This window comes from Buttiauxella izardii, assembly GCF_003601925.1.
Lineage (GTDB): Bacteria > Pseudomonadota > Gammaproteobacteria > Enterobacterales > Enterobacteriaceae > Buttiauxella > Buttiauxella izardii.
This window is the reverse complement of the sequence record NZ_QZWH01000018.1, coordinates 90,904-112,887: the sequence shown is the minus strand read 5'-3', so window position 1 is coordinate 112,887 and position 21,984 is coordinate 90,904. Positions and strand designations below refer to the sequence as shown.

Sequence of the window (21,984 nt, the reverse complement as noted above, 5' to 3'; positions counted from 1 at the left end):
GGAACTGCCAGGCTCCAAATTAAAGTGTGCTGATATGGCTCAGTTGGTAGAGCGCACCCTTGGTAAGGGTGAGGTCCCCAGTTCGACTCTGGGTATCAGCACCAGTTTTTAGGTTAATGTTCGGCGGCTTGATAAAGAATTTGCCTGGCGGCAGTAGCGCGGTGGTCCCACCTGACCCCATGCCGAACTCAGAAGTGAAACGCCGTAGCGCCGATGGTAGTGTGGGGTCTCCCCATGCGAGAGTAGGGAACTGCCAGGCTTCAAATAAACAAAAAGGCCATCCGCAAGGATGGCCTTTTTGTTATGGATTTTTGTCAGAAAAATAAGGCCACTCAAGTGGCCTTTAGCTTTTAATATCAATGAATAACCTGCGATAAGAAAGCTCGTGTACGTTCTGATTTCGGGTGAGCAAAGAACTCATCCGGTGGAGCTTGTTCAACAATTTCGCCACGATCCATAAAGATAACCCTGTCGGCCACGGTTCTAGCAAAGCCCATTTCGTGCGTGACGCACAACATCGTCATACCCGATTCAGCCAGCCCAATCATCGTATCCAGCACTTCTTTAACCATCTCTGGGTCAAGTGCCGAAGTCGGTTCGTCAAACAGCATGATCTTAGGTTTCATGCATAGGGAACGTGCAATCGCCACGCGTTGCTGTTGACCACCGGATATTTGCCCAGGGAATTTATGAGCATGCTCAGCAATACGTACTCTTTCCAGATAATGCATAGCTAACGCTTCAGCTTCTTTCTTAGGCATCTTTCGTACCCAAATCGGAGCCAATGTGCAGTTTTGCAAAACGGTCAGATGTGGGAAAAGATTAAAGTGCTGAAACACCATCCCAACTTCCGTCCGCACCTTTTCTATATTGCGTAAGTCATCGTTCAACTCGGTTCCATCAACGACAATACGTCCCTGTTGATGCTCTTCCAGATGGTTAATGCAGCGAATCGTTGTTGATTTACCTGAACCGGAAGGGCCGCACAGAACAATGCGTTCTCCTTGCTTGACCTTAAGATTGATATCTTTCAGTACGTGAAACTGCCCGTACCATTTATTCACATTCTCCAGCATGATCATCGCATCAGCGGGTTGCATAGTAATTTGACTCATTTATTCATCCTCAATGCGGTGTTCTTCCGGTGTTAAAACGTTTTTCAAGATGCTGGCTGTAGCGCGACATGCTGAAACAGAAAATCCAGTAGATAAGTGCGGCAAAAACATACCCTTCGGTCGACATGCCTAGCCATGCGGGATCCACGGTGGCTTGTTGCACGCTGCTGAATAGATCAAACAGGCCAATAATGATCACCAGGCTGGTGTCTTTAAAGAGAGCAATGATGGTGTTAACCAAACCTGGAATGACCATCTTTAATGCCTGCGGAAGGATCACCAATCCCTGAGTTTTCCAGTATCCCAGCGCCAGAGATTCAGCTGCTTCATATTGCCCTTTTGGAAGTGCCTGTAAGCCGCCACGTACCACTTCTGCGACATAAGCTGACTGGAACAAAATCACGCCAACCAATGCACGGATGAGTTTGTCGATGCTTGTTCCTTCTGATAGAAACAGCGGCAGCATGACGGATGACATAAACAACACGGTAATGAGCGGCACACCGCGCCAGAACTCAATAAATACGACTGACAAAATTCTGACGACGGGCATTGTTGAACGACGCCCTAATGCCAATAAGATCCCCAGCGGTAATGCTCCGGCTATCCCAACGGAGGCAATGATCAACGTTAGCGTTAACCCGCCCCACTGGCGTGTTTCGACACGATCCAGCCCCAAAAAACCACCGTACAATAATCCCCAGACAACCAACGGATAGACGACTGCCCATACCGCGATATATCGCCCCCTGCGTGGCATTGCATTCCAGAACATCGGAACAATGGAAGCCAGGCCAATCAGCAGCGCCAGATTAATGCGCCAGCGCTGATCGTGCGGATAAAGCCCATACATAAATTGCCCAAAACGTGCATGGATAAACACCCAGCAAGCGCCTTCTTTGGTGCAATCAGCTCGGCTATCACCGACCCAGTTTGCCTGGAAAATCGTCCAGTTTAACAATGGTGGGATCAGCTCCCACATCATCCACAAACAGAAAATGGTCAATAAGCTATTAGACCAGCTGGAAAATAGATTTTTACGAGCCCATTGCACTGCCCCAGAACGAACGGCTACTGGGCGCGTGTGATGTGACGTTAATGCTTTAGTCATCATGATTCCTTAGCGCTCAATCAGGGCAATTCGCCGGTTATAGATATTCATCAGAAGTGAAATCGTCAGGCTGATAATCAGGTAAACCGACATCGTTATAGCAATGGTTTCAATGGCCTGGCCAGTCTGGTTGAGCACCGTTCCGGCAAATAAAGAAACCATATCCGGATAGCCAATAGCGGCTGCCAGCGATGAGTTTTTCACGATGTTGAGATACTGGCTGGTCAGCGGTGGAATGATCACGCGCATTGCCTGAGGAATGATGACCTGGCGTAATGTGACCGGGTTTGGGATCCCTAACGAGCGTGCTGCTTCATGCTGGCCATATGGCACAGACTGAATCCCGGCACGAATGATCTCGGCAATAAACGCTGATGTATAAACAGATAATGCCAGGGTTAATGCTGCAAGCTCAGGAATGAGCACCATCCCGCCACGGAAATTAAAACCGCGCAAAGCCGGAACGTCCCAATGTAGCGCTGCGCCGAAGAGCCATTGAGCAATAAGCGGCAGCAGTACCAACAAACCCAAAGCAATAGGCCATGTACGGCGCAACTGCCCGGTTTTAATCTGGTGCATTTTGTTATAGCGATAGAGACATGCAGAAAGGATCAAGGCAGCCGCAATAGCAGCAATAAAGGCCAGAGCACCTTCACCAATTTGTGGCGACGGAATATAAAGCCCACGGTTACTCAGAAAGAGTAAATCGAATGCGTTAACCGCCTGACGAGGACCTGGTAAGTTACGCAGCACCGCAAAATACCAGAAGAAAATCTGCAACAATGGCGGGATATTACGGAACGTCTCGATATAAAAAGTCGAAAGCTTGCGCAGCAGCCAGTTATCGGAAAGCCTGGCTAACCCGAGAAAGAAACCGAGAAATGAAGCAAATACTATGCACAACGCGGAAACCAACAGCGTGTTCAGCAAGCCGACAACAAACACCCGTCCATAGGTATCACCCTGCTCATAATCAATAAGATGCTGAACGATACCGAAGCCTGCGCTGCGATCAAGAAATGCAAAACCGGAGGTAATGCCACGGTTGCTAAGGTTGGTGACGGTGTTGTGTACCAGATAAATAGCGATGCCCGCGACGATGATGACCGCGATAATCTGGTACAGCCACGCACGAACCGCAGGATTTGAAAAGGAGATATCCCCTTTTACGAGTGGGCGGCGATGGGACATAAGCGAACCTCAATAACATAAACTCAAACCCTGGGCACTACCGCAGTAGTGCCCATTTTGACGTCTCGCTTAGCGAACCGGTGGTGCGTACTGAATGCCACCTTTGTTCCACAGATTATTTTGCCCACGTTTGATCTTCAACGGGCTATCAGAACCCACGTTGTGTTCAAAGATTTCAGCGTAGTTACCCACCTGTTTAACGATGTTGTATGCCCATTTATTATCGAGCTTCAGGTCCTTACCGAAATCACCTTCTTTACCTAACAAGTGCGCCATATCCGGCGTTGTCGGGTTGGCAGCCATCTGATCGACGTTTTTAGAATCCACGCCCATTTCTTCGGCGTTCAGCATTGCAAACAGCGTCCAGCGCACAATTGAGAACCACTCTTCATCACCACGGCGCACGACCGGACCCAGCGGTTCTTTGGAAATCACTTCAGGAAGAACGATCCACTCGCCAGGCGTGCTTAATTTGATGCGCAGGGCATAAAGCTGGGACTGGTCAGAAGCCAGGGTATCGCAGCGGCCTGATTCCAGCGCTTTAGCGGATTCATCAGAGCGGTCAAATGTGACCGGGGTATACTTCATATTGTTCGCTTTGAAGTAGTCCGCGACGTTCAATTCAGTATCCGTACCTGCCTGAATACATACCGTTGCGCCATCGAGTTCTTTCGCGCTCTTCAGGCCTGCTTTATTGTGCGTCAGGAAGCCGATGCCGTCGTAATAAGTGACGCCAGTAAACATCATGCCCATGCCCGCATCACGCGAGGAGGTCCATGTGGTGTTACGCGACAGAATGTCCACTTCGCCAGATTGCAGTGCAGTAAAGCGCTCTTTGGCGGTCAGCGGGGTGTATTTAACTTTCGATGCATCACCAAATACCGCAGCCGCAACACCGCGACAAACGTCCACATCAATGCCGGTAAACTTGCCATTGGCATCAGCATAGGAAAACCCAGGCAGGCCATCGCTGATTCCGCATTGCACAAAACCTTTCTTTTTAACCGCTTCAAACGAGGTACCAGCGTGAGCTTGGCCGACGATCGCGAATAATGCACCGGCTGCGACCAGAGTGGAGAGTATTGTCTTTTTCATAATGCATCCTGTGTGGCGAAATTATCGTTATAAGTATTGGTGCTTGCGTGGCACCGTTTTCCTGTCTGTGGCATCTGCCAGTCTGGATAAAGCAAAGGGAGTGCCAAGATTGCGAGTCGTGATATGCGTGTACCACGCGTCGCAGTTAGCAGAGTGTAGACAGGAAAAATCGCTCGCAGCGCCCTGAAACGGTGCAAAAATGAAACCTACGCCACATTTCGGCACAAAAAAGTTTCAGTTTTAGATCATATGAAAATTAGTAATTTCTGACGTTAATATTAGCGAGGGTGCTATTGGTGCTGGGATGTGAGAAGCATCACGGCGCGTGATGCAATAAAACAAAAGAACATGAAACTGAGTGATTTGTTTCACGCTTCAAAAGCAGAGGGTGAGACTAAAAAATGAAGTGTTTGCACTCAAACGATGCAGCCAAATCATTCCCAATAAAAAAGCGCACCTTTCAAAGGCGCGCTTTTTCTAAATCGAATGGAATGCTTATTTGGTTAACGCAACGATACCCAGCGTCAAACCAGCAATCGCAGCGGCACCACCGGCGATTGCGCCTGCGGTTTCCCAGTTATCCTGCGTTGTCCCTTTCATGCAGGTATTAGTGTGCACCAGACGGCCCTGATCGTCATAAACAGGTACACAAGGTGACTCGGTTGCACAACCCGCCAGAAGTGTTGAAAGCAACGCAGCAGCAATTAACTTTTTCATTTGGAACCTCATTGAAGCAAACCCCGGTGAGGGATAACTCGCGCCCGAAGGCTACGGGATATCTACAAACCTGAACCAGAGTGAATGTGGTGATTTTATCACCGCTGCATGCTTTGCGAGGAGAAGGGAATAATTGCAATTCATGTGCTGTGTAAACAAAGTGGAGAAAAGGGAGCGAAAGCATCAAAAATATGGAGAGATAATGAAGTCAGGCGTTGATCATTTTCTGGAATTAAACGCTTAAAAAAAGCACATCCTTCGTATTCAAAGGCATCCAATACCTCAGGAAGTGTTCGGTACATCACAACTATGAAAAGGGTACTTTTCCAGGAATGGTAAGCTTTCAAATCACATGGTTAACTGAGGGTGTCAGTGTGTAGTACAGACTCGTTTAATACAGGGTTAATTTTAAGGATAAGAATATGCCAGCTGTTATTGAAAAAGCATTGGACTACATTAGCGGTATGAATACCTCCGCTTCAACGCCACAACCGATGGACGAAAGTACAGTTAAGGGAATGTTTAAGTATCTGAAAGAGTTAGGGGTACCAGCCAGCGCAACCTATGTTAAGGAAAGAGGGGCGCAGGAGGGATGGAGCCCTGAATTTACAGCAAAAGTTGCTGGGTGGGCTGAAAAAATTGAGTCCGGTAACCGTATAGTAATAAAAAACCCTGAATACTTTTCTTCTTACATGAAGGAACAGCTCCGAGAGCTGGTCTAAGTTTATCACTCGGTATATCACGAGCATTAAAAAAGGCGCTTCCCCATGCCGAGTAGCGCCTTTTTAAACAACAAGTTAACTGATTAGTATCAGTTCATGCCGTATTTTTTCAATTTTTTACGCAGCGTGCCACGGTTGATGCCCATCATCAGGGCAGCGCGGGTTTGGTTGCCACGGGTGTATTGCATCACCATGTCCAACAATGGCTGCTCTACTTCAGCCAATACCAGCTCATACAGATCACTAACATCTTGACCATTCAGTTGAGCAAAATAGTTCTTCAGTGCCTGTTTCACAGAGTCACGCAGAGGTTTTTGGGTAACCTGATCTTGTGAGTTAACGGTTGAAACGGTTAGTACGTCAGAATTTACGCGTTGTTCGAACATAGTTCTGTCAGCTCTTTATTTCTAATTACGCAAGATTTTCGAAGTATGCCTCCAACGCCTCAAGCTGTTCGCTTGCATCCTCAATGGCGTTGAATGTGCGCCGAAACTGGTCATTTGGAGCGTGTTCCTGTAAGTACCAGGAGACGTGTTTACGAGCAATTCGGTATCCCTTTGCATGACCATAAAAGTCATGAAGTTCGCGAATGTGCCCGCAAAGTAAGCGCTTCACCTCTGCCAGAGGCAGTGGAGGAAGCAGCTCTCCAGTGTCCAGATAATACTGGATTTCCCGAAAGATCCAGGGTCTTCCCTGAGCCGCGCGTCCTATCATAAGAGCATCAGCCCCTGTGTAGTCCAGCACAGCTCTGGCTTTAAGCGGGTCAGTAATGTCACCATTCGCGATTACCGGAATGGAAACTTTCTGCTTAACTGCCCGAATGCTGTCGTATTCAGCATCTCCCTGAAATAAACAGGCGCGGGTGCGTCCATGAATTGTCAGAGCCTGAATGCCACAGTCTTCAGCCAGTTGGGCAATCTCTTCACAGTTACGGTGCGCCGTATCCCAGCCAGTGCGAATCTTCAGTGTGACAGGAACATCAACTGCGTTAATAACCGTTGTCAGGATAGACTTCACCAGACTCGGGTATTGCAGAAGAGCGGAACCCGCAAGCTTACGATTCACTTTCTTTGCTGGGCATCCCATATTGATATCAATAATCTGGGCGCCATTAGCCACGTTAATGCGTGCGGCCTCTGCCATCTCGTCAGGGTCACTACCGGCAATTTGCACGGTGCGAATACCTGGTTCATTCACGTGAACCATCCGTAAACGTGACTTATCACTCGCCCAAACTTCAGGGTTAGAGGACATCATCTCGGAAACGGTTAGCCCGGCCCCCATCTCGTAACACAGCGTTCTGAATGGTCTGTCAGTGATGCCAGCCATAGGTGCTGCAATCAGTCGATTTCTGAGCTGGTGTTGTCCAATGCGCATGAGTTAAGAAATGACCATACTTGCCTGCAAGGCGGCGTATATTACGCATTTTTGACCTCAGATGAAAGGCCAAACTTTGAACAATCAGCTGTCGTAGATCAATGAATCCGCATACATAATAGTGACCAATTAAAATTAATTATAATTATCATTATGTTAGGTGGTTTTGGTTTATTTATGCTCTTTTTGAATTTTGTAAAACTGAGAAGCGAAGTGCACCAATTCAAGCGACTGTCACCCTATAAACTGCTGCTTTGTTCATCTATTTATGCATTTTTGTGTGAGTGGAATCTCATTTTTCTGCAACGAATAGCTAACATGTAATGGGCTGAGTCCAAATGAAAACGGGGTCGAAACCCCGTCAGTAGACTATTTATTCAACAACAACGCGGCCATGTAACGGCTGTACAGGGCGGTTATTATCGTGATGCATAACTGAGGTGAATTGTTTCAATTGTTGCTCAGACAGGGTTACAGGGTGTTTCATCACCAGCCAACGGACACCTTCCGAACAGCGTTTAGAAAAGTGGCCAGATGGCCACTTTAGAGGAAATATTTAACGTTTGAAGCCTGTGATGCGGCACCATTCTTCTTTTTCAGCGACCGGATCTAAAGTGAATTTGTCCTGATACGCTTCGCAAACGCTCTCAGCCTGGCTCGCCAGAATGCCAGAAAGCCCCAGGAAACCGCCCTGAACCGGCAGCACGCTGATTAATGGCGCTAACTCACGTAATGGGCCTGCCAGGATGTTAGCGACCACGACATCGGCGCTCATGGCTTCTGGCTGGTCTTGCGGTAAATACAGCTCCAGGCGGTCAGAAACACCGTTGCGCTCTGCATTATCACGGCTGGCTTGAATCGCTTGCGGGTCGATATCGATACCAATGGCATTAGCCGCACCCAATTTCAATGCAGCGATGGCGAGGATGCCGGAGCCGCAACCGAAATCAATGATGGTTTTGCCTGCCAAATCTAAACTATCAAGCCACTCAAGACACAGCGATGTGGTCGGATGCGTGCCAGTACCAAACGCCAGACCCGGGTCGAGCATCACGTTCACGGCGTTAGGGTCTGGCACATCGCGCCAGCTCGGGCAAATCCACAGACGCTGGCCAAAACGCATCGGGTGGAAGTTATCCATCCATTCACGTTCCCAGTCTTTGTCTTCAAGTTGCTCGATTTTATGTGGGAAACCGACACTCAGCAGCGGGCAGTTCTCTAGAATTGCCACCACTTCTTTCATGTCTGATTCAGCGTCGTACAGGCCAATCACATCGGTATCGCCCCACAAACGGGTTTCGCCTGGTAATGGCTCGAATACTGGCGTGTCATGAGTATCCTGAAAGGTCACGGAAACCGCGCCGCTTTCAATCAGCGCATCGCCGAGTTCTTCAGCGTTCCCGCCCGAGGTATTAATTTTCAGTTGAATCCATGGCATAGCGAAACTCTTTATTTATCAGTAGTTGAAACGAGTGCTGGAACAGGAACGGGCTGACCGAAACGGTTGCCCACCAGGAACGCCAGCAAACTTAGTAATAACGATGGCACAATCGGGTGGAAGCCAAATAGCTGGATTTTGAAGCTCGCCAGCACTGCGTACAGGCCGCCACCGACAATCATTGCGCTCAGTGCGCCTGCCGCATTGGCACGCTCCCAATACAAGCCCAATACTAACGGCCACAGGAACACGGCTTCGAGTCCACCGAACGCCAGTAAATTCAGCCAGATGATCATCTCTGGTGGACGCCATGCGGCAAGCAGCAACAGCGCACCCAGAATCAGCGTGATAACCGATGACATTCTTTTCAGGCGCGTCTCGTTGTGGATCTGTTCCGGATGCATATTCAAATACAGATCTTTAACGATCGTAGCCGATGATTGCAGCAATTGGGCGTTAATTGTCGACATGATCGCAGCCATCGGTGCAGCAAGGAAGATCCCGGCGGCGAAGGGTGGTAACACAGTCACCATCAACGTTGGGATAACCAGATCCGGCACTTTCAAATCGGGTATGACTGCGCGGCCTAAAGCGCCCGCCAGATGCATACCAAACATCAGAATCGCCACCACAATGGTGCCGAGAATAATGCCACGGTGTACGGCTTTGCTGTCTTTATAAGAGATGCAACGCACCGCCGTGTGCGGCAGGCCAATCACCCCGAAACAAACCAGAACCCAGAACGACGTCATAAACGTTGGTGAAAGAATGTCGTCTGCGCCCTGCGGTGAAACGAGTTTAGGGTCAATATGCTGGAGCGTATCTACCGCGTTGTGCAAACCACCCGCAGCGTGAACGATGCCCACTAACAGTAAAATCGTGCCGACCAGCATCACCATGCCTTGCATTGCGTCATTAAGCACGCTGGCACGGAAGCCGCCAAAAGCGGTGTAAAGCGCGATACTGATGCCAAAAATCAGCAAGCCTGTTTCGTAAGGAATACCGGCTGCGGTTTCCAGCAGGCGGGCACCGCCGATGAACTGCACGGTCATGGCACCGACAAAAGCCACTAACAGGCTAATACTGGCGAGCCAGACGAGCAGGCGGCTTTGATAACGCGCGTAAAGCATGTCGTTCAGGGTCACGGCGTTATAACGGCGAGCCAAAATAGCGAACTTCTTACCCAGAATTCCCAGTGACAACCACACCGCTGGAAGCTGGATCATCGCCAGCAAAACCCAGCCGAGGCCATATTTATAGGCCGCGCCAGGGCCGCCAATAAACGAACTGGCGCTAATGTAGGTCGCGGTGAGCGTCATCGCTAACACGAACCCGCCCATTGAACGACTGCCGAGGAAATATTCGTTGAGGAAGTTACCCGTGGTGCGTCGCTTCATGGCATACATCGAAATGCCAAAAACCACTAATAAATACGCCACCAGCGGCAAAATGACTTCAAGCTGCATGATCATCCTCCAGCGGAATATCACGGAAGATGAGTTTTACCATCGCCCAGCACAGCAGAATGAAAAGCAGAGGCACTAACAGGCACGCCATTTCAAACCAGTGCGGGAGACCGGTTAGGCCGATTTCGTTACCAGGTAAGTAAGCAGCCACTAACCATGCTGCAAGATAGAGAAGGGTGAGCCAAAGTGCCCAGCGGGCTTCTTTATGGGCCTGAACAAAACGCGCGTCCATTGTTGTCCCTTGAGTTGGCGGAAAGCGGCGATTGTAACGCATAGCCAAAAAAGAAAAAGGCCGGATATCCGGCCTTTTAGCGATGTTGACTGCGGAAACTTAGTCCTGAAGACCCAGTTTCTTCTCCAGATAGTGGATGTTAGTCCCACCGTGCTGGAAGTTTTCATCGTTCATGATGCGAGTCTGCAAATCAACGTTGGTTTTGATGCCATCGATGATCAGTTCCGCCAGGGCGTTCTTCATACGAGCGATTGCCACTTCACGAGTTTCACCGTAACAGATGAGCTTCGCGATCATTGAATCGTAGTATGGAGGAACGGTGTAGCCGGAATAAATATGCGATTCCCAACGTACACCAAAACCACCCGGCACATGGCAGCGAGTAATTTTACCAGGGCTTGGCAGGAAGGTATTCGGGTCTTCGGCGTTGATACGGCATTCAACCGCATGGCCACGAACCTGAACGTCTTCTTGCTTGATAGACAGTGGCTGCCCAGCTGCAATGCGAAGTTGTTCTTTGATCAAGTCAACGCCGGTGATCATTTCTGTTACCGGGTGCTCAACCTGAATACGGGTGTTCATCTCAATGAAGTAGAACTCACCGTTTTCGAACAGGAACTCGAAAGTACCCGCGCCGCGATAGTTGATGTCGATACACGCTTTAGAGCAGCGTTCACCGATGAATTTACGCAGTTCAGGCGTGATGCCTGGTGCTGGCGCTTCTTCAACAACTTTCTGGTGACGACGCTGCATAGAGCAGTCACGTTCCGCCAGATAAATCGCTTTACCCTGGCCATCAGCAAGAACTTGAATCTCGATGTGACGTGGGTTTTCGAGGTACTTCTCCATATAGACCATGTCGTTGTTGAAAGCAGCTTTTGCTTCCGCACGGGTCATATTAATGGATTGTTCCAGGTCTGCATCGCCACGTACAACGCGCATACCACGACCGCCGCCGCCGCCAGACGCTTTGATAATAACCGGATAACCGATGCGTTTCGCATGGGCACGGTTTTTATCCATATCGCCGTCCAGTGGGCCGTCAGAACCTGGTACGCAAGGTACGCCAGCTTTCTTCATGGCATTGATTGCAGAAACTTTATCGCCCATCAGGCGAATAGTTTCAGCACGTGGGCCGATGAAGATAAAGCCTGAACGCTCAACTTGCTCAGCAAAGTTGGCGTTTTCAGACAGGAAGCCGTAACCCGGGTGAATCGCCACCGCGCCAGTAATTTCTGCCGCAGAGATGATAGCCGGGATATTCAGATAGCTTTTTACGGACGGAGCAGGACCGATACAAACAGTCTCATCCGCCAGCAAAACGTGTTTTAAATCGCGGTCCGCGGTGGAGTGCACAGCGACAGTCTTGATGCCCAGTTCTTTACAGGCACGAAGAATACGCAGAGCAATCTCGCCACGGTTTGCGATGACAATTTTATCCAGCATGTTCGCCTCGTTACTCGATGACGACCAGCGGCTCGTCAAATTCAACCGGTTGACCGTTTTCAACCAGGATGGCTTTCACCACACCGGCTTTGTCAGCTTCGATCTGGTTCATCATTTTCATCGCTTCAACGATGCAAAGAGTGTCGCCAACGTTCACTTTCTGGCCAACTTCAACAAATGACTTAGCATCCGGGCTTGGTGTGCGGTAGAAAGTACCGACCATTGGGGAACGCACGATGTGACCACTGACTTCAGCAGCCGCTGGCGCTTCCATTACCGGTGATGCGGCAGGAGCAACAGCGCCAGCCAGGCTTGGCTGCGGCTGGTACATTGGAGCTGCATAAGCCTGTTGCATCATCGGGTAACCAGCGTTTGCCGGTGCACGACTGATACGAACAGACTCTTCGCCTTCAGAAATTTCCAGTTCGGAGATGCCTGATTCTTCAACCAGCTCGATCAGTTTTTTAATCTTACGAATATCCATGAGTGGGTTCCGTACTCTTGTTTAGATGGATTTTGACAAGCGTTTTACCGCCGTCTGTAGTGCATATGAATAGCCGTCAGCGCCTAATCCGCAGATGACACCAACCGCTTTATCAGAAAGATATGAATGATGGCGGAACGGCTCACGCGCATGAACATTGCTGAGGTGGATCTCGATAAACGGGATATCCACGGCCAACAAGGCGTCACGCAACGCAACACTGGTATGGGTAAACGCGGCCGGATTAATCAGAATAAAATCGACAGTGTCTTTAGCCTGATGAATTCGGTCGATCAACTCATATTCCGCATTTGATTGCAGGTGGCTGAACGAGACATTTAACGTTTTCGCTTCTTCTTCGAGCGAGTTAACAATTTGCGCTAAAGTCAGCGTGCCGTACTTCTCAGGCTCGCGTGTTCCCAGCATGTTAAGGTTCGGACCGTTCAAAAGCAAAATGTGAAAGTTAGCCGACATCGTGCTGCCATCTCCTGCAATTTGTAGGTATTTTACAAAATATACCTAAGTTGCTCGGTTGTCACCTTCAGAGCCAGAAAATGGCCTGTCAGAAAAACCAAAGTCGCACATTATAACGATTTCGTAGCATTTGGCAGCTAAATACTGGTCTTATCAGGGAAGATGATCAACTCATATCCTTTTTAAGCGGCGAGTTGATCACTTTTTGCAGGCAGGAGCACGTTTCAGTTATTAACGCAGCCACAGCTTAAATTTCTTGTAGCGCAAGGCCAGCAGGACGATAGCACCCAAAGTATAGAGCAGTGGCTGCGGGGAAATCACCTTCACCGACCAAAGATAATGAACAGGTGCGAGGATGGCGACAAGATAGACGAAGTTGTGCAGCTTTTGCCAACGCGGCCCCAATTTTCGTTGTAAAGCCTGGGTCGATGTTGCGGCCAATAATAACAGCACCAGCCAGCATATTATTCCTAAAGTTAAATAGGGACGCGTCACCAGCTCCCGGCCAAGCAGTCCAAGATTGTTGATGCCCAACTCGAGCATCGCGTAGCTGGTTAAATGAAGCGTCGCCCAGGCAAAGCACCATAATCCCAACAGACGGCGGGTACGAATCAGCAGCGGCTGTTTACCGTAGCGGGCCAGCGGTGTGACCAAAAGCGTTGCCAGCAATAATTTCAGCGCCATCCTGCCGGTAAAATGCTGAATGTCTTTTGCCGGGTCAGCGCTCAAAAGCCCCTGGCTCGCCGCATAAAAAAGCCACATGAAAGGCAAGAAGGCGGCGAGATGCAGCACCACTTTAAGCCACGTAATTTGCTTCGCCGTTAATCTCACCTTAGAAATTCTCCTTCAGATTTAAGCCGCGATACAATGAAGCGACCTGATCGGCATACCCGTTAAACAGCAGCGTTGGCTGGCGTTTAACGTCTAACACGCCACCTGAACCGATGAATCGTTCACTGGCCTGCGACCAGCGCGGGTGATCGACGTTTGGATTAACGTTGGCATAAAAACCATATTCGTTGGGCGCGATCATATTCCAGGTTGTCGGCGGTAACTCGCTCACCAGTTTGATACTGACAATCGACTTAATCCCTTTAAATCCATATTTCCACGGCACGGTGAGGCGAATCGGCGCCCCGTTTTGTGGCGGCAGCGCTTTGCCATACACGCCAACGGTCAATAGAGTCAGCGGATTCATCGCTTCATCCAGGCGCAGACCTTCGACATAGGGATATTTCAACCCGCCGCCAATAAAACGGTCTTTTTGCCCTGGCATTTGTTCCGGATCGTAAAGCGTTTCGAATGCGACATACTTCGCATTGCTGGTGGGTTCAACCATCGCCAGTAATTTGCTAAGTGGGAAACCAATCCACGGCACCACCATCGACCACGCTTCGACGCAGCGCATGCGATAGATGCGTTCCTCAAGGGTGAGTTTTTTGTAGAGATCGTCCAAATCCAGCGTCATGGGTTTGGCAACTTCACCACTAATCGTGACTTTCCACGGATCGGTTTTGAGGCTACCGGCGTTGGCCGCAGGGTCGGCTTTGTCGAGGCCGAACTCGTAGAAATTGTTGTATCCGGTGACTTTATCTTCCGGCGTCATGGCGAGCTTGGCCTGCCATTGCTCAGGTTGGCTGAATTGCAGCGGTTTTCCCGACAGAGCGGGTGGCCTGTCGTTTCCTTTAAACCAGGAGAGAATATCCGCATGTGCAGTTTGAGGAAGGGAGAGAGCCGCCGCACTTATGCCCAGTGCTTTGAGCACCTGGCGGCGTTTCATCATGAAAACGGATTCAGCTGTGACATCGGCTTCAGTTAAGCGCGTGACTTTTTTCATCTTATTCTCCAGCGTTTCTTTATTAAGTTAAGCATGACGGAGAACGCACGAGCCTGCGAATATGTCACAAAAAATTGAAAATTAGACATTCCCTGGAAGCGCTGAATCCGCATACATGGGAAAAAGAGGGTTGAAGGCTATACTTGAAATCTGATGTGTAAAGCATGCCGTGTGCAACAAAGGGTGAATATCTGTTCACTGCGTTTGCCAGGCTAGCGCTTTTACTATGTAATGCCGCATCAGGTCAGGCCTTAGGGTGTTATGGCGGGTTTTTTTCACCAGACGGAGTTAACACAAGGATGCGATTAACGACGAAACTTTCTGCTTTTATGACGCTGCTAACCGGCCTCGCGATTTTTGTGACGCTGGTGGGGTGCTCATTAAGCTTCTTTAATGCGATGCATTATAAAGTGCATCAACGCGTGGCTGCGGTTGCCACCATCATTGATAATGAACTGGTTTCAAATTCCCCAGAGGCTTTAATCAAACGCCTCAACGAAGTCATGGTTCCCATAGATATCACTGAAGTCGATTTTAAAATTGGCGATAAAACGGTTTATCAGCACCAACTGACTCAAACTTATCGCTTGTTGGGAAACAGCTACAGCTTTCGCACCGTCAGCGTTGAATTAATGAAGCATCCGGGGATGTTTCTGAGCCTGACGTATCGCGATCCGGTGGCGAATTACTACAACTCTTTATTTACGACGGTGCCGCTTTCAATCACGGTCGGCTTGATGCTTATCGTGCTGTTCTTTGCTATTCGCTGGATGAAAAAGCAACTTGCCGGGCAAGAATTACTTGAAGACAGAGCGCGCCGTATTCTCAATGGCGAGCGTGGCGTTGGGGCGCGTGGTTCGGTGCTGGAGTGGCCGCCTCAAGCCAGCAGCGCGCTTGATTTGCTGCTCTCCGACCTGCAAAACGCCAGCGATCAACGCAGCAGAATGGATACGCTTATTCGTGCCTTTGCTGCGCAAGATGCGAAAACTGGCCTCAATAATCGCCTGTTCTTTGATAACCAGTTAGCCACGTTACTTGATGAACAAGAACAAGTTGGCGCGCACGGCGTGGTGATGATCATTCGTCTGCCTGATTTCGACACCCTGCATGAAACATGGGGTAGAAGTGCCGTAGAAGAGTATCTGTTTACCATTATTAATATGTTATCGACATTCGTGATGCGCTATCCGGGGGCTTTACTGGCACGCTACTTCCGCAGCGATTTTGCCGTTCTGTTGCCGCATCGCACATTAAAAGAAGCCGACAGCATCGCAGGCCAGTTGTTAAAAGCCGTTGATTCATTGCCGCCAACGCGGATGCTCGACCGCAATGACATGATGCACATCGGGATTTGTGCCTGGCGTAGTGGGCAAACTAAAGAGCAAGTGATGGAGAATGCGGAGGTCGCGACTCGAAACGCTTCTTTGCAGGGAACCAACGCCTGGTCGGTATATGACGATAGTTTGCCGGAAAAAGGGCGCGGCAACGTTAAATGGCGTACGCTAATTGAGCAAGTCTTGCAGCGTGGCGGCCCGCGTTTTTACCAAAAACCGTCGGTGAAGCGTGATGGTTATGTGCACCATCGGGAAATAATGTGTCGGATTTTCGACGGTGAGCAAGAAGTGCTGGCGGCGGAATACTTGCCGATGGTGAAGCAGTTTGGTTTATCAGAGCAATACGACCGACAAACTATTGCGCGTTTGTTAGCGTTAGTTGGTTTCTGGCCAGAAGAAACGCTGGCAATTCAGGTATCTGTTGAATCATTAATCCGCGTGCCTTTTCAGCGTTGGCTGCGTGATGCACTGATGCAATCTGAAAAATCTTTGCGACGACGTATTCTTTTTGAACTTGCAGAGGCAGATGTTTGTCAACACATCAGCCGTTTACAACCTGTGGTTCGTTTGATTAAAGCGCTGGGTGCCAGAGTCGCGGTTTCCCAGGCGGGTTTGACTGTCGTAGGCACCTCTTATATTAAAGAGTTGGATGTCGAGTTGATAAAACTGCACCCAGGACTTGTGCGAAACATAGAGAAACGAACCGAAAATCAGCTGTTTGTTCAAAGCCTGGTTGAGGCATGTAACGGGACTCAAACACAAGTTTTTGCGGTCGGTGTTAGAACTCGCGGCGAATGGCAGACACTGGTGGAGAAAGGCGTGGCGGGTGCTCAGGGGGATTTTTTTGCGGCCTCTCAACCACTCGACAGCAACGTGAAAAAATATTCGCAAAGATACTCGGTTTAACCTGCCGTTTATAAATATTTCACGTAGAATAACGCGCGCTGCATCTCAAGGGGGCGAGTACGCCTGCTGACCAGATTGTTAAAGCACTAATGAACCCAGTTTGCTTCCTTGCACTGTTCGTTTAACCTACAGCGTTTGTTTATTTCCTCTGCGTTTGAGGATGAACGTGTCGAAAGTGTAACGGTCGTAGTAAACTGCACAATTTTTCACCATTGCAGAACATTTATGCGCCTTGTCGCTGCAATGAGTGGTTGGTAAAGTAAGCGGATTTTGTTTCCGCCCCAGCTTTCAGGATTATCCCTTAGTATGTTGAAAAAATTTCGTGGCATGTTTTCCAATGACCTGTCCATTGACCTGGGTACCGCGAATACCCTGATTTATGTAAAAGGACAAGGCATCGTACTGAATGAGCCATCGGTCGTGGCCATTCGCCAGGATCGTGCCGGTTCACCTAAAAGTGTTGCGGCCGTAGGTCATGACGCTAAACAGATGCTGGGTCGTACCCCTGGCAACATCGCAGCTATTCGTCCAATGAAAGACGGCGTTATCGCCGACTTCTTCGTGACCGAAAAAATGCTGCAGCACTTCATTAAGCAAGTGCATAGCAACAGCTTTATGCGCCCAAGCCCGCGCGTGCTGGTTTGTGTGCCGGTTGGCGCAACTCAGGTTGAACGTCGTGCCATCCGTGAATCTGCGCAAGGCGCAGGGGCTCGTGAAGTCTTCTTGATTGAAGAACCAATGGCTGCGGCTATCGGTGCTGGCCTGCCAGTTTCTGAAGCAACCGGTTCTATGGTTGTGGATATCGGCGGTGGTACCACTGAAGTTGCCGTTATCTCTCTGAATGGCGTGGTTTACTCTTCTTCTGTCCGTATCGGTGGTGACCGCTTCGATGAGGCCATCATTAATTATGTGCGCCGTAACTACGGTTCACTGATTGGTGAAGCAACGGCTGAACGTATCAAACACGGTATCGGTTCTGCTTACCCAGGCGACGAAGTGCTTGAAATCGAAGTGCGTGGCCGTAACCTGGCTGAAGGTGTTCCACGCGGCTTCACCCTGAACTCCAACGAAATCCTTGAAGCACTGCAAGAGCCATTAACTGGCATCGTGAGTGCGGTTATGGTTGCTCTGGAACAGTGCCCACCAGAACTGGCTTCTGATATTTCTGAGCGCGGTATGGTTCTGACCGGCGGTGGCGCATTGCTGCGTAACCTCGACCGTCTGCTGATGGAAGAAACAGGCATTCCGGTAGTAGTTGCAGAAGATCCATTGACTTGCGTAGCCCGTGGCGGTGGCAAGGCACTGGAAATGATCGACATGCACGGCGGCGACTTGTTCAGCGAAGAGTAATCAGCCACACGTAAAGGCAGTGTTCATCACTGCCTTTTCTTGATGGCCCTGGAATACGCATAGCCTATGAAGCCAATTTTTAGCCGTGGACCTTCGTTGCAGTTTCGCCTGATTCTGGCGGTGCTGGTGGCGATTGGTGTCATTATTGCCGATAGCCGTCTCGGTACGTTCAGCCAGGTCAGAACGTATATGGATACTGCCGTCAGCCCTTTCTATTTTGTCTCAAATGGTCCCCGTGAATTGCTCGACAGCGTCTCGCAAACACTGGCATCACGCGATCAGCTAGAACTCGAAAATCGTGCACTGCGTCAGGAACTGATCCTGAAAAACAGCGAATTACTGATGATGGGTCAATATCGTCAGGAAAACGCACGCCTGCGTGAACTGCTTGGCTCACCGTTGCGTCAGGATGAGCAAAAAATGGTGACCCAGGTTATCTCAACCGTTAACGATCCTTACAGTGACCAGGTGGTTATTGATAAAGGCAGCGTGAACGGGGTCTACGAAGGCCAGCCTGTCATTAGTGATAAAGGCGTTGTCGGTCAGGTTGTCGCGGTGGCGAAACTCACTAGCCGTGTTTTGCTGATTTGCGATGCGACCCATGCACTGCCGATTCAGGTTCTGCGTAACGATATTCGCATTATTGCGGCGGGTAACGGCTGCACTGACGATCTGCAACTGGAACACTTGCCTGCAAACACTGACATCCGCGTCGGCGATGTGTTGGTGACATCAGGTCTGGGTGGTCGCTTCCCGGAAGGTTATCCTGTTGGTGTCGTTTCTTCTGTGAAACTGGACACTCAGCGTGCCTACACCGTGATTCAGGCGCGTCCGACTGCTGGCTTACAACGTCTGCGTTATTTGCTGCTGTTGTGGGGAGCGGATCGCGAGGGTAAAACCCCGATGCCGCCGGAAGAAGTCCACCGTGTTGCCAATGAGCGTTTGATGCAAATGATGCCGCAGGTTTTACCGCCGGCTGATTCTGTTGGCCCGCCAGCCCCGGCTCCTGTTCCACCTCCGGCAACGGGAATGGTTCAGACTCCTGCGGTGAACTCCGGTTCTCCTGCCCCTGCGACCCAGGGAGGGCAGTAGTGGGAAGTTATCGTAGCCAGGGGCGTTGGGTAATCTGGCTTTCTTTCCTTATCGCCTTGTTATTACAAGTAATGCCCTGGCCTGACGATTTGAAAGTTTATCGTCCGGACTGGGTTTTACTGATCCTGTTGTACTGGATTCTGGCATTGCCACATCGCGTAAATGTGGGCACAGGTTTTATTGTGGGTGCCATACTGGATCTGATCAGCGGTTCAACCCTGGGTGTGCGGGCGTTGTCTCTGAGCATCGTGGCTTATCTGGTGGCGTTGAAATATCAGCTATTCCGTAATCTTGCGCTGTGGCAACAAGCTCTTGTTGTTATGCTGTTGTCACTGATGACGGATGTCATTGTTTTTTGGTCTGAATTTTTAGTCATCAACGTCTCTTTCCGTCCGGAAATCTTCTGGAGCAGCGTGGTTAATGGCGTGCTCTGGCCATGGATTTTCTTGTTGATGCGTAAAATTCGCCAACAATTTGCTGTGCAATAGGATTTAACATGACATCTTTGTATCTTGCATCGGGTTCCCCGCGTCGTCAGGAGCTTCTGACTCAGTTGGGCGTGTCGTTTGAGCGCATCATTACCGATGTTGAAGAACAGCGTCTTAGCCATGAAAGTGCACAGCAATATGTTGTGCGTCTGGCGCGTGATAAAGCCCGGGCTGGCGTTGCTGCCGCTCCACGGGATTTACCGGTTCTCGGTGCAGATACTATTGTTATCTACAACGGCAATGTGCTGGAAAAACCAAAAGATGAACAACATGCGGTTGAGATGCTGCGCATGTTGTCTGGCAACCAGCATCAGGTCATGACCGCAGTAGCGCTGGCAGATAGTGAATCGTTGCTGGATTGCCTGGTGACGACAGAAGTGACATTTCGTGCATTATCAGAACAAGATATCGCCGGTTACGTTGCCAGCGGTGAACCTATGGATAAAGCAGGTGCATACGGTATTCAAGGGCTTGGTGGCTGTTTTGTCAGGAAGATTAATGGCAGCTATCATGCAGTAGTCGGTTTACCACTAGTTGAAACCTATGAATTGCTGAGTAATTTTCACGCATTGCGTGATGGACGAGGAAAACATGACGGCTGAATTATTAGTCAATGTGACCCCATCGGAAACTCGGGTGGCTTACATTGATGGTGGAATACTGCAAGAGATTCATATTGAACGCGAGGCTCGTCGCGGGATCGTAGGAAATATCTACAAAGGTCGTGTTAGCCGGGTTCTTCCGGGGATGCAGGCGGCATTTGTAGATATTGGCCTTGATAAGGCAGCGTTTCTTCACGCTTCTGACATCATGCCGCATACCGAATGTGTGGCGGGTGAGGAGCGCAAAAACTTCACAGTACGCGATATTTCCGAACTGGTACGCCAGGGGCAAGACTTAATGGTGCAAGTGGTGAAAGACCCGCTCGGCACTAAAGGTGCGCGTCTGACGACAGATATCACGCTGCCATCCCGTTATTTGGTGTTTATGCCAGGCGCTTCGCATGTTGGTGTCTCTCAGCGTATTGAAAGTGAAGCCGAACGTGATCGCCTCAAACGCGTCGTTAACGCCTATTGCGACGAACAAGGTGGATTCATTATTCGTACCGCCGCTGAAGGCGTCTGCGAAGACGATTTAGCGTCAGATGCGGCCTATCTCAAACGCGTCTGGACGAAAGTCAGTGAGCGCAAAAAGCGTAATAAAACTCGCTGCCAACTGTACGGTGAATTAGCGCTGGCACAACGCGTGCTGCGTGATTTTGCCGATGCGGCACTCGACCGTATTCGTGTCGACTCCCGTCTGACTTACGACATGCTGCTGGAATTCACCGCAGAATACATGCCGGAAATGCATGAAAAAATCGAACACTACAGCGGTCGTCAGCCTATCTTCGATTTGTTCGACGTTGAGAACGAAATTCAGCGCGCGCTGGAACGCAAAGTTGAGCTGAAATCCGGCGGCTATTTAGTTATCGATCAAACTGAAGCGATGACGACCGTTGATATCAACACCGGTGCGTTTGTCGGCCACCGCAATCTTGACGATACAATTTTCAACACCAACATCGAAGCGACTCAAGCGATTGCCCGCCAGTTACGTTTGCGTAACCTGGGCGGCATTATCATTATTGATTTCATTGATATGAGTAATGAAGACCATCGCCGACGGGTGCTGCATTCCCTCGAGCAGGCGCTGAGTAAAGACCGTGTGAAAACCAGCATTAACGGTTTCTCGCAGCTCGGCTTAGTTGAAATGACGCGTAAACGCACCCGTGAAAGCGTGGAACATGTGCTTTGCAACGACTGTCCAACTTGCCATGGTCGTGGCACTGTCAAAACAGTCGAGACGGTGTGCTACGAAATCATGCGTGAAATCGTGCGCGTGCATCATGCTTATGATTCCGATCGTTTCCTGGTTTACGCCTCTCCAGCCGTAGGCGAAGCGCTGAAAAGCGAAGAGTCTCATTCTCTGGCGGAAGTGGAAATTTTTGTCGGTAAACAAGTCAAAGTGCAGATCGAGCCGCTCTATAATCAGGAGCAGTTCGACGTCGTTATGATGTAACTCGCTGCGCTGTTCACGGCACAGATAGTGCAGATTTGAGTTCCGCTC

At 49.7% G+C, this 21,984-nt stretch carries 22 protein-coding genes, 1 tRNA gene, 1 rRNA gene and 1 pseudogene; 9 read left to right on the top strand and 16 right to left on the bottom strand.

Annotated features, from left to right (window positions below):
* Positions 1 to 28 precede the first annotated feature (28 nt).
* Positions 29 to 104 (top strand) — tRNA-Thr (locus D6029_RS10125).
* A gap of 39 nt (positions 105 to 143) precedes the next feature.
* A 5S ribosomal RNA gene (gene rrf / locus D6029_RS10120) occupies positions 144 to 259 on the top strand.
* 97 nt (positions 260 to 356) lie between these two features.
* Here rrf and D6029_RS10115 read toward each other — a convergent pair.
* The 5 genes from D6029_RS10115 to D6029_RS10095 all read right to left on the bottom strand — a co-directional run bounded on the left by D6029_RS10115 (position 357) and on the right by D6029_RS10095 (position 5,229).
* Positions 357 to 1,115: an amino acid ABC transporter ATP-binding protein gene (locus tag D6029_RS10115; protein WP_120064640.1), complete on the bottom strand. Its 759-nt coding sequence runs from the start codon at positions 1,113 to 1,115 to the stop codon at positions 357 to 359.
* A 10-nt stretch (positions 1,116 to 1,125) separates the two neighbouring features.
* Positions 1,126 to 2,226, bottom strand: coding sequence for an amino acid ABC transporter permease (locus D6029_RS10110; protein WP_120064639.1), 1,101 nt, complete (start codon positions 2,224 to 2,226; stop codon positions 1,126 to 1,128).
* Positions 2,227 to 2,235: 9 nt separating this feature from the next.
* A complete protein-coding gene (locus tag D6029_RS10105) occupies positions 2,236 to 3,417 on the bottom strand; it encodes an amino acid ABC transporter permease (RefSeq protein WP_120064638.1) in 1,182 nt (393 codons plus the stop codon).
* Positions 3,418 to 3,486: 69 nt separating this feature from the next.
* Positions 3,487 to 4,512: an amino acid ABC transporter substrate-binding protein gene (locus D6029_RS10100; protein WP_120064637.1), complete on the bottom strand. Its 1,026-nt coding sequence runs from the start codon at positions 4,510 to 4,512 to the stop codon at positions 3,487 to 3,489.
* A 495-nt stretch (positions 4,513 to 5,007) separates the two neighbouring features.
* On the bottom strand, positions 5,008 to 5,229 hold the full coding sequence (locus D6029_RS10095; protein ID WP_034498932.1) for a hypothetical protein: 222 nt from the start codon (positions 5,227 to 5,229) through the stop codon (positions 5,008 to 5,010).
* Between the two features lie 422 nt (positions 5,230 to 5,651).
* Between D6029_RS10095 and D6029_RS10090 the strand changes: the two genes are divergently transcribed.
* Positions 5,652 to 5,951, top strand: a complete 300-nt coding sequence (locus D6029_RS10090) for a DUF1889 family protein (RefSeq protein WP_120064636.1) — start codon at positions 5,652 to 5,654, stop codon at positions 5,949 to 5,951.
* Positions 5,952 to 6,040: 89 nt separating this feature from the next.
* Here D6029_RS10090 and fis read toward each other — a convergent pair whose 3' ends face one another.
* From fis to msrP, 11 genes and pseudogenes are all read right to left on the bottom strand, one after another.
* Positions 6,041 to 6,337, bottom strand: coding sequence for a DNA-binding transcriptional regulator Fis (gene fis / locus D6029_RS10085; RefSeq protein ID WP_003855228.1), 297 nt, complete (start codon positions 6,335 to 6,337; stop codon positions 6,041 to 6,043).
* A gap of 25 nt (positions 6,338 to 6,362) precedes the next feature.
* Positions 6,363 to 7,328 carry a tRNA dihydrouridine synthase DusB gene (gene dusB / locus D6029_RS10080; protein WP_120064635.1) on the bottom strand — a complete coding sequence of 322 codons (966 nt, stop codon included), beginning with the start codon at positions 7,326 to 7,328 and terminating at the stop codon, positions 6,363 to 6,365.
* Positions 7,329 to 7,701: 373 nt separating this feature from the next.
* Positions 7,702 to 7,842 (bottom strand): annotated as a pseudogene (locus D6029_RS10075) (carbonic anhydrase family protein); the annotation flags it as partial.
* Between the two features lie 42 nt (positions 7,843 to 7,884).
* The gene (gene prmA / locus D6029_RS10070) at positions 7,885 to 8,766 is read right to left on the bottom strand and encodes a 50S ribosomal protein L11 methyltransferase (RefSeq protein WP_120064634.1); all 882 of its coding nucleotides are present in this window, start codon (positions 8,764 to 8,766) and stop codon (positions 7,885 to 7,887) included.
* An 11-nt stretch (positions 8,767 to 8,777) separates the two neighbouring features.
* Complete coding sequence (gene panF / locus D6029_RS10065) at positions 8,778 to 10,232, bottom strand: sodium/pantothenate symporter (RefSeq protein WP_120064633.1); 1,455 nt, start codon at positions 10,230 to 10,232, stop codon at positions 8,778 to 8,780.
* Complete coding sequence (locus tag D6029_RS10060) at positions 10,222 to 10,464, bottom strand: YhdT family protein (protein ID WP_120064632.1); 243 nt, start codon at positions 10,462 to 10,464, stop codon at positions 10,222 to 10,224. Before D6029_RS10060 ends, panF begins: the two co-directional genes overlap by 11 nt.
* A gap of 99 nt (positions 10,465 to 10,563) precedes the next feature.
* On the bottom strand, positions 10,564 to 11,910 hold the full coding sequence (gene accC / locus D6029_RS10055; RefSeq protein ID WP_120064631.1) for an acetyl-CoA carboxylase biotin carboxylase subunit: 1,347 nt from the start codon (positions 11,908 to 11,910) through the stop codon (positions 10,564 to 10,566).
* Between the two features lie 10 nt (positions 11,911 to 11,920).
* The gene (gene accB, locus D6029_RS10050; RefSeq protein ID WP_120064630.1) at positions 11,921 to 12,394 is read right to left on the bottom strand and encodes an acetyl-CoA carboxylase biotin carboxyl carrier protein; all 474 of its coding nucleotides are present in this window, start codon (positions 12,392 to 12,394) and stop codon (positions 11,921 to 11,923) included.
* A 21-nt stretch (positions 12,395 to 12,415) separates the two neighbouring features.
* Positions 12,416 to 12,868: a type II 3-dehydroquinate dehydratase gene (gene aroQ, locus D6029_RS10045; RefSeq protein WP_034459855.1), complete on the bottom strand. Its 453-nt coding sequence runs from the start codon at positions 12,866 to 12,868 to the stop codon at positions 12,416 to 12,418.
* Between the two features lie 231 nt (positions 12,869 to 13,099).
* Positions 13,100 to 13,699, bottom strand: coding sequence for a protein-methionine-sulfoxide reductase heme-binding subunit MsrQ (msrQ, locus tag D6029_RS10040; protein WP_120064629.1), 600 nt, complete (start codon positions 13,697 to 13,699; stop codon positions 13,100 to 13,102).
* Position 13,700: 1 nt separating this feature from the next.
* The gene (msrP, locus tag D6029_RS10035) at positions 13,701 to 14,705 is read right to left on the bottom strand and encodes a protein-methionine-sulfoxide reductase catalytic subunit MsrP (protein ID WP_120064628.1); all 1,005 of its coding nucleotides are present in this window, start codon (positions 14,703 to 14,705) and stop codon (positions 13,701 to 13,703) included.
* A 299-nt stretch (positions 14,706 to 15,004) separates the two neighbouring features.
* On the opposite strand from msrP, the gene csrD reads away from it, so the two are divergent.
* From csrD to rng, 6 genes are all read left to right on the top strand, one after another.
* The gene (csrD, locus tag D6029_RS10030) at positions 15,005 to 16,945 is read left to right on the top strand and encodes an RNase E specificity factor CsrD (RefSeq protein WP_120064627.1); all 1,941 of its coding nucleotides are present in this window, start codon (positions 15,005 to 15,007) and stop codon (positions 16,943 to 16,945) included.
* A gap of 306 nt (positions 16,946 to 17,251) precedes the next feature.
* The gene (mreB, locus tag D6029_RS10025; protein WP_120064626.1) at positions 17,252 to 18,295 is read left to right on the top strand and encodes a rod shape-determining protein MreB; all 1,044 of its coding nucleotides are present in this window, start codon (positions 17,252 to 17,254) and stop codon (positions 18,293 to 18,295) included.
* Positions 18,296 to 18,361: 66 nt separating this feature from the next.
* A complete protein-coding gene (mreC, locus tag D6029_RS10020) occupies positions 18,362 to 19,387 on the top strand; it encodes a rod shape-determining protein MreC (protein ID WP_120064625.1) in 1,026 nt (341 codons plus the stop codon).
* Positions 19,387 to 19,875 carry a rod shape-determining protein MreD gene (gene mreD, locus D6029_RS10015; protein ID WP_120064624.1) on the top strand — a complete coding sequence of 163 codons (489 nt, stop codon included), beginning with the start codon at positions 19,387 to 19,389 and terminating at the stop codon, positions 19,873 to 19,875. The genes mreC and mreD overlap by 1 nt, the downstream gene beginning before the upstream one ends.
* Positions 19,876 to 19,883: 8 nt before the next feature.
* On the top strand, positions 19,884 to 20,477 hold the full coding sequence (locus tag D6029_RS10010) for a Maf family protein (RefSeq protein ID WP_120064623.1): 594 nt from the start codon (positions 19,884 to 19,886) through the stop codon (positions 20,475 to 20,477).
* On the top strand, positions 20,467 to 21,936 hold the full coding sequence (gene rng / locus D6029_RS10005; RefSeq protein ID WP_120064622.1) for a ribonuclease G: 1,470 nt from the start codon (positions 20,467 to 20,469) through the stop codon (positions 21,934 to 21,936). Before D6029_RS10010 ends, rng begins: the two co-directional genes overlap by 11 nt.
* Positions 21,937 to 21,984: the final 48 nt, after the last annotated feature.